A 12813-nucleotide genomic window follows, 5' to 3' on the forward strand; every position below is an offset into this window, starting at 1 on the left:
CGGGTCAGCCGACTGGGGGGGCCGTGGGTGGGTGGGCGGCGGGGTTTCGGTCGGTGGGTCCGCCGCTGCGGTGCTCCTTCTCGCCGAACGCCTGCCGGACCAGGCGGTTCGCCTCCTCCTGCTCGATACCGGAGGCCACCATCAGGTCGCTCGCCGTGGTACGCACCTGCGCGATCACCACGCTGCCGGAGAAGCCGACCCCCTCGGCGTACGCCCGGCCGGCCTCGCTCACCGCGCGCAGCGACCGTTCCCGGGCCTGCTCCGGCTCCTGCCCGGCGGCGAACTCCTGGCGGAGCAGGCGCACCGACTCGGCCAGATGACCGATCGCGTCCGGCATCGGCTCGGGGGCCGGTTCGTCGTCCTCGATCATGGTGACCGCGCGGCGGATCAGCGTGCCGGTGTTGCGCATGGCCCGGTCGATCGGGTCGGCCGCCTCCGCGTAGTGGGTCAGCTCGCCGCGCCGGTGCCAGCGGGCCGGGGACAGCGTGCTGGTCTCCTTGGCACCCTCGATCGCCTCGGAGAGGGCGGCCAGTTCCTCCTTGTTCTCCCGCAGCCGGAACAGCGCGCGCTGGGCCGCCTCCCGGTCCTGGTTTCGCAGCGCCTCGGCGCAGGCGTCGAGCTGGTCGGCGAGGAGGTCCAGCGCGGGCCGGGCGGCCCGGTTGATCACCCGTAGCGGGTTGAGCGGCAGCAGGATGGCGGTGACGAGCAGCGCGATGCCGCCACCGAGTAACGCGTCGATGAAGCGGGGGAATTCCAGGTTCTCGGTGGACGGGCTGAGCGTCACGATCAGCACCGCGGTGGCCGCGGCCTGGATCACGATCGCCACGCTCGCCCCGGCGAAGATGCTCAGCAGGATCGCCGAGGTCACCACGAGCGCGAGCTGCCAGGCGCCGGTGCCGACGAAGTAGATGAGCGCGTCGCCGACCAGCACGCCGACGGCCACGCCGACGATCAGTTCGACCGTACGCCGGAACCGCTGCCCCACCGAGGCGGCGAGCGTGCCGACGGCGGAGATCGGGGCGAAGACCGGCTGCGGGTTCTTCAGCAGCCGGTGCGCGACCAGGTAGGCCAGACCGGCGGCGAGCCCGGCCTGCACCGCCAGGCCGAACGCGGTCCGGACCCGGTGCAGCCGGTCGTGCAGGGTCGCCTTGCCCCGGTGCCGCAGCTCCTCCATCGCGGAGGCGATCCGCTGCCCGTCGCGGTCGGCCTGCCCGTCACTCAGCTTTCCACGACGCAAGAACTGCAGACGTCCGTCCCGGCCCATGGCCGGTACTACCCGTACCGCCCCGGCTGAATCCCTCCGCCCGGGCCGGAGTGGGGCAGACTGCACCCGGTGGACGATCTAACGGCACGGTGGCGGGAGACGGCGCGGGCGGCGGGCGCGACCGATCCGGCGGCTGTCGACCGGGCCGGCGCCCGGCTGCTGGCGGGCTGGCGGGAGCCGCACCGGCGCTACCACGACGAGGCGCACCTGCGGGCGGTGCTCGACGTGGTCGACGCGTACGCCGGGCTGGCCCGCGACCCCGACCTGGTCCGGCTCGCGGCGTGGTGCCACGACGCGGTCTACGACCCGCGCGCGGCGGGTGACGCCAACGAGCGGGCCAGCGCCGACCTCGGCGGCGAGCTGCTGGCCGCCGCCGGGCTCCCGGCCGCGACGGTGACCGGGGTACGCCGCCTGGTGCTGCTCACCGCCGGTCACGCGGTCGGGCCGGACGACCCGGACGGCGCGCTGCTCTGCGACGCGGACCTGGCGGTGCTGGCGGCCCCGCGGGAGCGCTACGACAGATATGCCGCCGCGATCCGCGCCGAGTACGCGCACGTGCCCGACCCGGACTTCCGCGCCGGCCGGTCGGCGGCGCTGCGGCACCTGCTCGCGCTGCCGGCGCTGTACCGGCTACCCGAGCCGCACGCCCGCTGGGAGTCCCGCGCCCGGGCCAACCTGTCCCGGGAGCTGGCCTCGCTGGCCTGAGAAGCGGTGCTTCGGACGGCGCAGGCCGGTGTCCCGCAGCAGCCGGACGATCTCCCGCGAGGGCACGACAGTCGCGCCCAGCCACACCGCCGCCCGGAACCGTTCGGCGGGCACGTCGTAGTGGTCCCGGTCGAAGCCGCGCCGGGGCGCGCCGAGCATCTCCGCGAACGCGTGCAGCTCGGCGTACGAGACGTCGCTGATCAGGTGCGACCAGAGCCGGCCGCGCCAGGGCACGGCGGGCGGGTCCAGGTAGAGCACGACAACAGACGGTACGCCGGTAGCCTTCCCGGCATGGCCGCCCATCCCCTCCTCGACGACCTGCGGGGCGCGCTCGGCGACGCCGCCGTGCTGACCGACCCGGACCTGCTGGCCGGGCACGCCCGCGACGAGGCCGACCTGTGCGACTCGGGCGTCCCGCTGGTGGTGGTCCGGCCCCGTGACACCGCCGACGTGGTGGCGGTGGTCCGGGCGGCGGGGCGGCACGGCGTACCGGTGGTGCCGCAGGGGGCACGGACCGGGCTGGCCGGCGCGGCGAACGCGGTGGACGGCGCGGTGGTGGTGAGCACCGTGGCGATGAACCGGGTCCGGGAGATCGACCCGGTCGGCCGGATCGCCGTGGTGCAGCCCGGCGTGGTCAACGCGGCGCTGGCCCGCGCGGTACGGGAGCACGGCCTCTGGTATCCGCCGGACCCGGGCTCGTGGGAGTCGTCCACGATCGGCGGCAACGTGGCCACCAACGCCGGCGGCATGTGCTGCGTGAAGTACGGCGTGACCGGCGAGTACGTGCTGGGCCTGGAGGTGGTGCTCGCCTCCGGCGAGGTGTTGCGCACCGGGCGGCGTACCGCGAAGGGGGTCGCCGGGTACGACCTGACCCGGCTCTTCGTCGGTTCGGAGGGCACGCTCGGCGTGATCACCGAGGTGACAGTGGCGTTGCGTCCGGCCCCGGAGCAGTCACTGACACTGGTCGCGGTCTTCCCCACGGTGGCCACCGCCGGTGGCGCGGTCGCCGGGATCGCCGAGCGGGGTCTCACCCCGAGCCTGCTGGAACTGCTGGACCGGACCCATCTGCGCGCGATCGAGGCGTACCGGCCGATGGGTCTGCGCACTGATGCCGAGGCTCTGCTGCTGGCAGCGGTGGACACCGGCGCCCGGGCCGCCGACGACCTGGCCCGGCTGGCCGAGGTGGGCACGGCGGCGGGCGCCGACGAGGTCTACGCGGCCGGCGACGCGACCGAGGCGGCGGCGCTGCTGCAGGCCCGGCGGCTGGCCCACCCGGCGATGGAGCGGTTCGCGGCGCAGACCTACCCCGGCGGCAACGGTGGCCTGGTCATCGACGACGTGGCGGTGCCGCGCGCCCGGCTGGCGGAACTGCTGGACGGGGTGGCCCGGATCGCCGAGGCGCTGCGGGTGCCGATCGGGGTGGTCGGTCACGCGGGCGACGGCAACATGCACCCGAACATCGTGGTCGACCGGGCCGACCCGGACAGCCTGGCCCGGGGGCGGCGGGCCTTCGACGAGATCATGGCGCTCGGGCTTGAGCTGGGCGGCACCTGCACCGGGGAGCACGGCGTGGGGCTGCTCAAGCGGGACTGGCTGGCCCGCGAGATCGGCCCGGTGGGCGTACGGGTGCACCAGGCGATCAAGGCGGCGCTGGACCCGGCCGGGTTGTTCAACCCCGGCAAGGTGTTCTAACCCTTGTCCTCGGCGGGCGTGGCCTGGGTGACGAGCAGCAGCACGTCGTAGGCCACCTTCGGCTTCGGCTCGCCCGGGCAGTCCTGGATGGTGACGGTCAGGCCGGGCGGGACGAGCAACGTCGAGGTCAGCACGCCGATGCAGCCCTGCTTGTAGCCGCGGGCCTCGTCGGTCTCCTTCGCCAGCGCCGGGTCGGCGAGCATCCGCTGGAGCCGCCGGCTCTGCTCGGAGCTCAGCGTGCCGGTGGCGTCCACGCCGTCACCGGCGCAGTCGCGGCACTGCCAGCGGCCGGACGGGTCCACGTCGAGGTGGCGGATCGGGCCCTCGTCGCCGAGCTTCTGCACCAGGGAGACGCGCTTGCCGGCCGGGGTGGGGCTGGCTGTTCCCGCTGTTCCGGGCGCGGTGGCGCCTTCGGCCCGGCCGAAGGCGCATCCGGTCAGAGCGGTCGCCAGCAGGACGGCAGCGGACAGGGCGGGGACGCGCGACGACCATGATGGGCGGACCACGCGGGGAAACCTACACTTCCGTAGGTAGCGCGCACTACCGGCCGAGCGGCCCGGGGTGGGGATCCCCTACCTGGGGGAGGCCGGAAGTTCAACGCCCGGGCCGTCGGTCCCTCGGTCTGCTGCGAAACCACGCACATCGGGCGCGCCGAGGCGGGCCGCGTCGGCGGCGATGTCGTCCGTCATGAGCTGCGACTCCCGCTCGGCCAGCACCCGCGCCCGGTAGTGGGCCACCTCCCGGTCCCGGGTCGCCGCGTCCCAGCCGAGCACCGCGCCCATCAGCTCCGCGGCGTGCTCCGCCGACTCCAGGCCGCGGTGGCTGGTCTCGATCGAGATCCGGGTACGCCGGGTGAGCACGTCCTCCAGGTGCAGCGCGCCCTCGGCGCGGGCGGCGTACGTCACCTCGGCGGCGAGGTACTCCGGCGCGCCGGCCAGCGGCGAACCGAGCAGCGGATCGGCGTCGACCAGCGCGAGCAGGTCCAGCGTGAGGTTGCCGTACCGCTCCAGCAGGTGCTCGACCACACCGACCGCGACTCCGTGCCGGCGGGCCAGGTCGGCCCGGTCCCGCCACAGGGCCGCGTACCCGTCGGCGCCCAGCAGCGGCAGGTCGGCGGTACGCGAGGGGCGGGTCCGGCCGAGCCGGTGCATCGCGCGGTCGACCACGTCCGACGCCATCACCCGGTAGGTGGTGTACTTGCCGCCGGCCACCAGCAGCAGGCCGAGCATCGGCTCCACCACGGCGTGCTCGCGGGACAGCTTCGAGGTGGAGTCCGCCTCGCCGGCCAGCAGCGGGCGCAGCCCGGCGTAGACGCCCTCGATGTCGGCGGTGGTCAGCGGCCGGTCCAGCACCGTGTTGACCTGGGAGAGCAGGTATTCGATGTCGCTGGCGGTCGCGGCCGGGTGGGACCTGTCGAGTTGCCAGTCCGTGTCGGTGGTGCCGATGATCCAGTGCCCGCCCCAGGGGATCACGAAGAGCACGCTCGTGGCGGTACGCAGGATCAGGCCGGTCTCGCCGACGATCGCCGAGCGGGGCACCACCAGGTGCACCCCCTTGGAGGCCCGGACCCGCAGCTTCGGGCGGAGCCCGACGTCGTTGAGCATCCGCGACATGTCGTCGCTCCACACGCCGGTGGCGGCGATCACGGTGCGCGCGCGTACCTCGAACTCGGCGTCCGGCGAGCCGGCCGGCGCCTCCAGGTCGCGTACCCGCACGCCGGTGACCTCGCGGGCCTGGCGGGTCAGGCCGACCGCGCGGGCGCTGGTCACCACAGTCGCGCCGAGGCTCGCCGCGGTACGCGCCAGCGTCACCACGAGACGGGCGTCGTCAACCTGACCGTCGTAGTAGCGGATCGCGCCGGCCAGCTTGTCCGGACGCAGGCTCGGGAAGATCCGGCGGGTGCCCTCGCGGCTCAGGTGCCGGTGCAGCGGCATCCCCCGCCCGCCGCCGAACACCCCGGCGAACGCGTCGTACGCGGCCACGCCGAGCCCGTAGTAGGAGCGGCGGAAGAACCGCCGGGGCAGGTCCCGCGCGCCGCCCTCGGCGGGCAGCGGAACCAGGATCGGCACCGGACGGACCAGGTGCGGGGCGAGCCGGGTGGCGAGCAGTCCGCGTTCGGTCAGCGCCTCGTGGACCAGGTGGAACTCCAGCTGCTCCAGGTAGCGCAGGCCGCCGTGGATCAGCTTGCTGGACCGGCTGGAGTTGCCGGCGGCGTAGTCGCGCGCCTCCACCAGGGCGACCTTCAGCCCGCGGGACGCGGCGTCGAGTGCGGCGCCCGCTCCGGTCACCCCGCCGCCGATGACCAGGACGTCGAACCGCTCGGCCCGAAGGCGGCGCAGGTCGTCGGCGCGGCGCTCGGCGGAGAGCTGGCCGGCCACAGATCGGGACACGTTGGGGTCGCGCACCCGTCCACGGTAACCGTCCGGGGCGCGCGGCGACACGGCCCGGCCGTACCGTGATGACCATGCTGACCGGCCCGCCGTTCGCGCCCGTACCGCCGCCGCCACCGCGTGAGACCGGGCCGTGGCCGGTCGTCGCGGCCGTGCTCACCGGGTTCTGGGTCGTGCTGGTGACCGTTCCGGGTCAGGTCGGCGGCTGGCTCGTCGAGCAGGTCATGCTGGTCATGGGCCTGGACCGGGCGGTGGCGGTCTGGCCGGTGGTGGCGGTGGTCACCGTGCTGCTGGCCGGGGCGCCCTCGCTGGCGCTGGCGCTGGCGCCCCGCTCCCCCGCGCTGCGGGCGACCGGCCGCGCCTGGACCGCCGCCGTGGTCGCGCTGGGCGCGACGACGCTGCTGCGGACGGTGCCGCCGGTGCACCACGAGGCGTACCTGGCCGCGCTGGCGGTGACCGCCGGGGTGCTCGCGTTCGTCGCCGCCCGGCTCGCCCGCGTGCGTCCGCCCGTCGCCGTGGACGCGGTCCCGGAGGGCCGCTTCGGGACGGTGTCGCTGCTGGCGGTCGCGGCCGGGCTGGCGTCGCTGCTGCCCTGGGCGTGGGTGGGCGCGCTGGGCGGGGCGCTGGAGACGGTGCTCGCCGGGTTGGCCGCCGCCGCGCTCGGCACGCTCGCCGGGGCGCTGCTCGGCGCCCGCTTCTGGGCCGCGTTCGGGCCGGGTCCGGCCCGGCTGGTGCTGGTCGGCGGCCTGGTCGCGGGCGTCGCGCTGACGCCGATCGCGGCCGCCGCCGGGCAGTCCGGCGTACAACTGCCGGCGCTGTTCCTGCTGCCGCCGCTCGGTTTCGTGCTGGCCGCGCTGGAGGCGGCGGCCCGGCACTCGCGCCGCCCGGCCGGACCGGCGCCGGTGCGCTGGCTGATCGGGCTGGCGTTGCTGGGGCCGCTGGCGTTCACCGACCCGGAGGAGATCACCCTCCTGCTCGCCACCACCCGGGACACGCCGTTCTGGGTCGCCGTGGGCACCGGCGTCGCGTTCGCCGTCGCGGTCCTGCTCGCCCTCGGGTACGGCGTGCTGCTCGCCCGGTCCCACGCCCGCGCGCCCCGGCGCGGTCCGGCCGCGCTCGCCGCCGCCGCGCTGTTCGTCGCCGTCGCCGTGGTGTACGTGGTCCCCGGCCAGCCGGGCCTGCACGGCGAGCGGCTGCTCGTGGTGCTGCGCGAGCAGGCCGACCTGACCGGGTTGCCGGCCGGGACGCCGGGACGGGCCGGGCGGGACGCCCGGGCGACCGAGGTCTACCGGCGGCTGGTCGCCACCGCCGACCGCACCCAGGGCGACCTGCGCCGCACGCTGACCGGCATGCGGCTGAAGCCGACACCGTACTACCTGGTCAACGCGATCGAGACGGACGGCGGCCCGGCCGTGCGGGCCTGGCTGTCCGGCCGGCCCGAGGTGGCCCGGGTGCTGGTCAGCCAGCGGCTGCGTCCGCTGCCCGCGCTCGCCCCGACGGCGCGCGGCGACGCCCCGGCGCCGACCGGACCGGCCTGGAACATCTCGCTGATCGGGGCGGACCGGGTCTGGTCGGAGCTGGGCGTCACCGGCTCCGGCGTGGTGGTGGGCAGCTCCGACTCCGGAGTGGACGGCCGGCACCCGGCGCTCGCCGGCGGCTTCCGGGGCGGCGACGACTCCTGGTACGACCCGTGGGAGGACCGCCGCGCCCCGGCCGACCGGGGTGGCCACGGCACCCACACGCTGGGCAGCGCGGTGGGCCGGGACGGCATCGGCGTGGCGCCCGGCGCGAGCTGGGTCGGCTGCGTCAACCTGGACCGCAACCTGGGCAGCCCGGCCCGCTACCTCGACTGTCTCCAGTTCATGCTGGCCCCGTTCCCGCCGGGCGGGAACCCGCTCACCGACGGCCGTCCCGCGCGCGCCCCGGACGTGCTCACCAACTCGTGGGGCTGCCCGCCGCTGGAGGGCTGCGATCCGGGGGCGCTGCGCCCGGCGACCGCGGCGCTGACCGCGGCCGGCATCCTGGTGGTGGCCGCCGCCGGCAACACCGGCCCGTCCTGCGGCTCGATCGTGGACCCGCCGGCGCCGTACCCGGACGTGCTGACCGTCGGGGCGGTGGACCGGCAGCGCCGCGTCACCGAATTCTCCAGCCGGGGCCCGGCGCCGGACGGCGTGGCCAAGCCGGACCTGGTCGCCCCGGGCGCGGCTGTGCTCTCCGCGATGCCCGGCGGCGGGTACGCGACGCTGGACGGCACCTCGATGGCCACGCCGCAGGTGGCGGGCGTGGTGGCGCTGATGTGGTCGGCGAACCCCGCACTGGTCGGGGACCTGGAACGGACCCGGGCCATCCTGCGCGACACCGCGCAGCCGGTCCCGCAGCCCGCCGAGGCCTGCGGCGGACCGCAGGACGTCTCCGGCGCCGGGCTGGTCGACGCGTACGCGGCGGTACGCGCGGCCCGGGCGGCCGCCACCGGTTAACAACCCTGTCCATTGGCCTGCCGATGCCCTACTGTCGGCGTCCATGGACGTGGAGATCATCGAGCTGGGCCGGGACCGGCTGCCCGAGGTGGTCGAGTTGTGCCGCGTGTCGCTCGACCTGCCGGAGGACGCGGTCGAGGCGTCCGCGGTGGTGGTCCCCGACCCGGGACGCGCCGGGGCCGACCGCCCGGTGCTGCGGCTCGGCGCGGTACGCGACGGCGCGTTGATCGGGGTGCTCGTCGGGTCGCTGTCGGCAGCCGATCCGCGGCTCGGCCACGTCGACCTGATCGCGGTCGCCCCGCCGGAGCGCCGCCAGGGCGTCGGCGGGGCGCTGCTGGCCGAGGCGGAGAGCCGGCTCGGCGCGCTCGGCGCGGCCGAGGTGCTGCTCGCCGGCAACCCGCCGCACTACGCCTGGCCCGGGATCGACGTGCGCTACACCCCGGCGGTCTGCGCCGCGCAGCGGCTCGGCTACCGGCAGGACCGGACCGCCTGGAACATGACCGCCGACCTGTCCGAGGGGTCGGTGGCGCTGCGTCGCACCGAGGCCGCCGAGCGGCGGCTGGCCGGGCGGGGCGTGACGGTACGCCGGGCCACCCCGGACGACCTGCCGGCGCTCACCGCGTTCGCCAGGTCCACGTTCGGCGGCACCTGGGACGGTGAGCTGGCCGGCTCGGTGGGGCGGCCGGACGCGGGCGTGCACCTGGCCGAGCGGGACGGCGAGATCCTCGGTTTCGCCGCCTACGGGTCGGCCCGGCCGAGCTGGTTCGGGCCGATGGGCACCGCGCCGGCGGCGGAGGGCTCCGGGATCGGTGGTGTGCTGCTGCGCCGCTGCCTGCGCGACCAGGCGGCGGCCGGGATCGGCGCGGCGCAGATCGGCTGGGTGGGGCCGGTGCCGTTCTACTCGAACGCGGCGGGGGCCCGGATCGAACGGGTGTTCTTCCTCTACCGGAAAGCCATCAAAGGGGCATAGACGCTAATAGTGCCATTCGGCCTCCTTCGTCATCGACCGGGCTCTACGGTCGGGGGCAGAGGAGGCGGTGCATGACCACGAATGACGAACGGGCCGAGGAACCGTACGACGAGCTTCCCGGCCAGCTCCCGTTCGACCGGCTCGACATCGGTGACGCCGAGCAGCTCGCCGAGCTGACCGGCGCGGACCGGCCACCGGTGGAGGAGCAACGGCAGCCGGTGGACGAGCCGCGGCGGCTGCCGCCGTACGACCGGACGCACAAGCGACGCAACCAGCGCCCGCTGCCCACCTGACACGCACACGGAAAGGGGCGGACCGCTGACGCGGCCCGCCCCTTCCGGCGTACTGGGTGGAGCTGGACTCAGAAGTCCATCTCCCCGCCACCCGGGCCCGCCGGAGCGGCCGGGGTCTTCTCCGGCTTGTCCGCCACGACGGCCTCGGTGGTGAGGAACAGCGCGGCGATCGACGCGGCGTTCTGCAGCGCGGAACGGGTCACCTTGGCCGGGTCGATGATGCCCGCGGCCAGCAGGTCCACGTACTCGCCGGTCGCGGCGTTGAGGCCGTGACCCGGGTCGAGGTTGCGAACCCGCTCGACGACGACGCCACCCTCCATGCCGGCGTTGACGGCGATCTGCCGCAGCGGGGCGTCCAGCGCGATCTTGACGATCTGCGCGCCGGTCGCCTCGTCGCCGGCCAGGTCCAGCTTGTCGAAGGCGGTCTTGCCGGCCTGCACCAGCGCGACGCCACCACCCGGGACGATGCCCTCCTCGACGGCGGCCTTCGCGTTGCGGACGGCGTCCTCGATGCGGTGCTTGCGCTCCTTCAGCTCGACCTCGGTGGCCGCGCCGACCTTGATCACCGCAACACCGCCGGCCAGCTTGGCCAGACGCTCCTGCAGCTTCTCCCGGTCGTAGTCGGAGTCGCTCTTGTCGATCTCGGCCCGGATCTGGTTCACCCGGCCCTGGATCTGCTCGGCGTCGCCGGCGCCGTCGACGATGGTGGTCTCGTCCTTGGTCACCACGACCTTGCGGGCGCGGCCCAGCATCTCGAGGCCGGTCGCGTCCAGCTTGAGGCCGACCTCCTCGCTGATGACCTGGCCACCGGTGAGGATGGCGATGTCGGTCAGCATGGCCTTGCGGCGGTCACCGAAGCCCGGCGCCTTGACGGCGACCGACTTGAAGGTGCCACGGACCTTGTTGACCACCAGGGTGGCCAGGGCCTCGCCCTCCAGGTCCTCGGCGATGATCAGCAGCGGCTTGCCCGACTGCATGACCTTCTCCAGGATCGGGAGCAGGTCCTTCACCGACGAGATCTTGCTGTTGACGATCAGGATGTACGGGTCGTCGAAGACGGCCTCCATACGCTCCGGGTCGGTCATGAAGTAGGCGGAGATGTAGCCCTTGTCGAAGCGCATGCCCTCGGTGAGCTCGAGCTCCAGGCCGAAGGTGTTGCTCTCCTCGACGGTGATGACACCTTCCTTGCCCACCTTGTCCATCGCCTCGGCGATGATCTCGCCGACGCTGGGGTCGGCGGCGGAGATGGAGGCGGTGGAGGCGATCTGCTCCTTGGTCTCCACGTCCTTGGCGAGCTTGAGCAGCTCCTCCGAGACGTTGGCCACGGCGGCCTCGATGCCCCGCTTCAGGGCCATCGGGTTGGCGCCGGCGGCCACGTTGCGCAGACCCTCACGAACCAGGGCCTGGGCCAGGACGGTCGCCGTCGTCGTGCCGTCACCGGCGACGTCGTCGGTCTTCTTCGCGACCTCCTTGACCAGCTCGGCGCCGATCTTCTCGTACGGGTCCTCGAGCTCGATCTCCTTGGCGATGCTCACACCATCGTTGGTGATGGTGGGGGCACCCCACTTCTTCTCGAGCACGACGTTGCGGCCCTTGGGGCCGAGCGTCACCTTCACGGCGTCGGCGAGCTGGTTCATGCCCCGCTCGAGGCCGCGGCGCGCCTCTTCGTCGAACGCGATCATCTTGGCCATACGGCGTTGTCCTCCTGGACACTCACGGGCCACCCGGGATGCCCGGATGGGCCGTCTGGTGTACGCACCTTGGGGACGTCGCCACCTGGCGACGACGACGTCTCCTCGGTCGGGCCGGACAGCCCGCGACGACCGGCCCCGTACCGCTCCGGCGCCACCTGGGACACCGGTGCGGCCGTGGCCCTACCGCCCCGACCTTCTGGCACTCACCGTATGCGAGTGCCAATGACTTGTTTAGCACTCTCCCTAGCCGAGTGCAAGCACGACCGCCCCGCTCAGCCGAGTTCCGCCGCCAGCTGAGCCGCGGTCACCGGGCCTTCCTGGGCCCGCTGCTCGGCGTACGTGACCACCAGCCCCACCTGCTGCGCCAGGTAGGCCGGAGCCGCCACCACGGCGCTGAGAACGGTGAGCGTCACCGCGCCGATCGCGGTGCCCACGGCGCCCATCGGCTCGAGCCCGAAGAGCGCCCCGCTGATCCCGCTCAGCACGACGTCCAGCAGCGTCGACACGACCAACGCCGCCACCACCAGCGCGACCCTGCCCAGCACCATGCCGAACCGGCTGTGGAACATCCGCCACGACCGCCCGACCGGATCCCGCCGCTCGAACAGGTAGACCGGACCGAACAGGGCGAGCGCGAGCGCGGCGTAGAGGCCGGGCAGCAGGCAGAAGCAGGCGCCGAGCGTGACCAGCAGCGACACCACGATGGTCCAGCCCCAGAGGCCGAGGGCTCGGCTCAGCCCGTACCGGAAGGCGGCGCCGAGCCCGGCCGGCTGACCGGCCGCCTGCCGGGCGATCACCCAGGTGCCCGCCGCCCAGCCCATCGCCTGGAGCGCGCCGAAGATCAGCCCGGCGAACAGGATCGCGCCGTAGAAGCCGAGCGTCTGCGCCCAGAAGTCCTCCGGCAGCACCGGCGAACCGTCCGGAGCGGTCGCCATCTGCCCGTCGGGGCTGAGGACGAGCGTGAGGACGCCGATCACCATCGCCGGGGGGACCTGGGTGAGCAGCACGATCGGCAGGAGCTGCCGCCAACCGCGCCGCAGCGCCCCCCAGCAACGGGCGAACCATGGGCCGATGCCCGCGTGCGGCGGGTTGACGAGCGGGTCCTGCGGGTCGATGCCGGGGAACCAGCCGGCGTACGCCCCGGGGCCGGCGGCCACCGGGTAGGCGGCGCCCGGCATCGGATGAGCCGGGTACCCGGGCCAGCCCGCCTGGGGAGGACCAGCCGGGTAGCCCGGCATCGTGGGGTAGCCCGGCGGCGTGGGGTAGCCCGGCGGCGTGGGGTAGCCCGGCGGCGTGGGGTAGCCCGGCGGCGTGGGGTAGCTGGGGGG

The 12813-nt window shown here is 74.6% G+C and carries 11 protein-coding genes; 5 read left to right on the forward strand and 6 right to left on the reverse strand.

The genetic code is table 11. From position 1 onward, the window contains the following. Positions 1–4: 4 nt before the first annotated feature. On the reverse strand, positions 5–1264 hold the full coding sequence (locus BAW75_RS03190) for an FUSC family protein (RefSeq protein WP_104112567.1): 1260 nt from the start codon (positions 1262–1264) through the stop codon (positions 5–7). Between the two features lie 69 nt (positions 1265–1333). On the opposite strand from BAW75_RS03190, the gene BAW75_RS03195 reads away from it, so the two are divergent. Beyond that, positions 1334–1969 (forward strand): HD domain-containing protein, encoded by a 636-nt coding sequence (locus BAW75_RS03195; RefSeq protein WP_104112568.1) that lies wholly within the window; start codon positions 1334–1336, stop codon positions 1967–1969. Here BAW75_RS03195 and BAW75_RS03200 read toward each other — a convergent pair. After that, on the reverse strand, positions 1895–2227 hold the full coding sequence (locus tag BAW75_RS03200) for a DUF4031 domain-containing protein (RefSeq protein ID WP_043330893.1): 333 nt from the start codon (positions 2225–2227) through the stop codon (positions 1895–1897). The two genes, BAW75_RS03195 and BAW75_RS03200, sit on opposite strands and share 75 nt — an antisense overlap. Positions 2228–2260: 33 nt before the next feature. Between BAW75_RS03200 and BAW75_RS03205 the strand changes: the two genes are divergently transcribed. Further along, positions 2261–3661, forward strand: coding sequence for an FAD-binding oxidoreductase (locus BAW75_RS03205; protein WP_104112569.1), 1401 nt, complete (start codon positions 2261–2263; stop codon positions 3659–3661). On the opposite strand, the gene BAW75_RS03210 is transcribed toward BAW75_RS03205, so the two are convergent. Together BAW75_RS03210 and BAW75_RS03215 are read right to left on the reverse strand one after the other, a co-directional pair. After that, on the reverse strand, positions 3658–4167 hold the full coding sequence (locus BAW75_RS03210) for a hypothetical protein (RefSeq protein ID WP_104112570.1): 510 nt from the start codon (positions 4165–4167) through the stop codon (positions 3658–3660). The genes BAW75_RS03205 and BAW75_RS03210 overlap by 4 nt on opposite strands. 66 nt (positions 4168–4233) lie before the next feature. Then, on the reverse strand, positions 4234–6051 hold the full coding sequence (locus BAW75_RS03215; protein WP_104112574.1) for a glycerol-3-phosphate dehydrogenase/oxidase: 1818 nt from the start codon (positions 6049–6051) through the stop codon (positions 4234–4236). 68 nt (positions 6052–6119) lie between these two features. Between BAW75_RS03215 and BAW75_RS03220 the strand changes: the two genes are divergently transcribed. From BAW75_RS03220 to BAW75_RS03230, 3 genes are all read left to right on the forward strand, one after another. Beyond that, positions 6120–8528, forward strand: a complete 2409-nt coding sequence (locus BAW75_RS03220; protein ID WP_104112571.1) for a S8 family serine peptidase — start codon at positions 6120–6122, stop codon at positions 8526–8528. Between the two features lie 43 nt (positions 8529–8571). Further along, positions 8572–9498: a GNAT family N-acetyltransferase gene (locus tag BAW75_RS03225; RefSeq protein ID WP_104112572.1), complete on the forward strand. Its 927-nt coding sequence runs from the start codon at positions 8572–8574 to the stop codon at positions 9496–9498. A gap of 71 nt (positions 9499–9569) precedes the next feature. Further along, positions 9570–9791, forward strand: coding sequence for a hypothetical protein (locus BAW75_RS03230; RefSeq protein WP_104112573.1), 222 nt, complete (start codon positions 9570–9572; stop codon positions 9789–9791). A 68-nt stretch (positions 9792–9859) separates the two neighbouring features. On the opposite strand, the gene groL is transcribed toward BAW75_RS03230, so the two are convergent. Then, positions 9860–11482 carry a chaperonin GroEL gene (groL, locus tag BAW75_RS03235; RefSeq protein WP_018787968.1) on the reverse strand — a complete coding sequence of 541 codons (1623 nt, stop codon included), beginning with the start codon at positions 11480–11482 and terminating at the stop codon, positions 9860–9862. 275 nt (positions 11483–11757) lie between these two features. Then, on the reverse strand, positions 11758–12813 hold a 1056-nt coding region (locus BAW75_RS03240), incomplete at its 5' end, for a hypothetical protein (RefSeq protein WP_104112575.1).

This window comes from Micromonospora chalcea, assembly GCF_002926165.1.
In the GTDB taxonomy this organism is placed as follows: domain Bacteria; phylum Actinomycetota; class Actinomycetes; order Mycobacteriales; family Micromonosporaceae; genus Micromonospora; species Micromonospora chalcea.

Coding starts and splice junctions, on each gene's coding strand:
- BAW75_RS03225 (WP_104112572.1), top strand. CDS start 8,572: ATGGACGTGGAGATCATCGAGCTGGGCCGGGACCGGCTGCCCGAGGTG.
- BAW75_RS03190 (WP_104112567.1), bottom strand. CDS start 1,264: ATGGGCCGGGACGGACGTCTGCAGTTCTTGCGTCGTGGAAAGCTGAGT.
- BAW75_RS03230 (WP_104112573.1), top strand. CDS start 9,570: ATGACCACGAATGACGAACGGGCCGAGGAACCGTACGACGAGCTTCCC.
- BAW75_RS03220 (WP_104112571.1), top strand. CDS start 6,120: ATGACCATGCTGACCGGCCCGCCGTTCGCGCCCGTACCGCCGCCGCCA.
- BAW75_RS03205 (WP_104112569.1), top strand. CDS start 2,261: ATGGCCGCCCATCCCCTCCTCGACGACCTGCGGGGCGCGCTCGGCGAC.
- groL (WP_018787968.1), bottom strand. CDS start 11,482: ATGGCCAAGATGATCGCGTTCGACGAAGAGGCGCGCCGCGGCCTCGAG.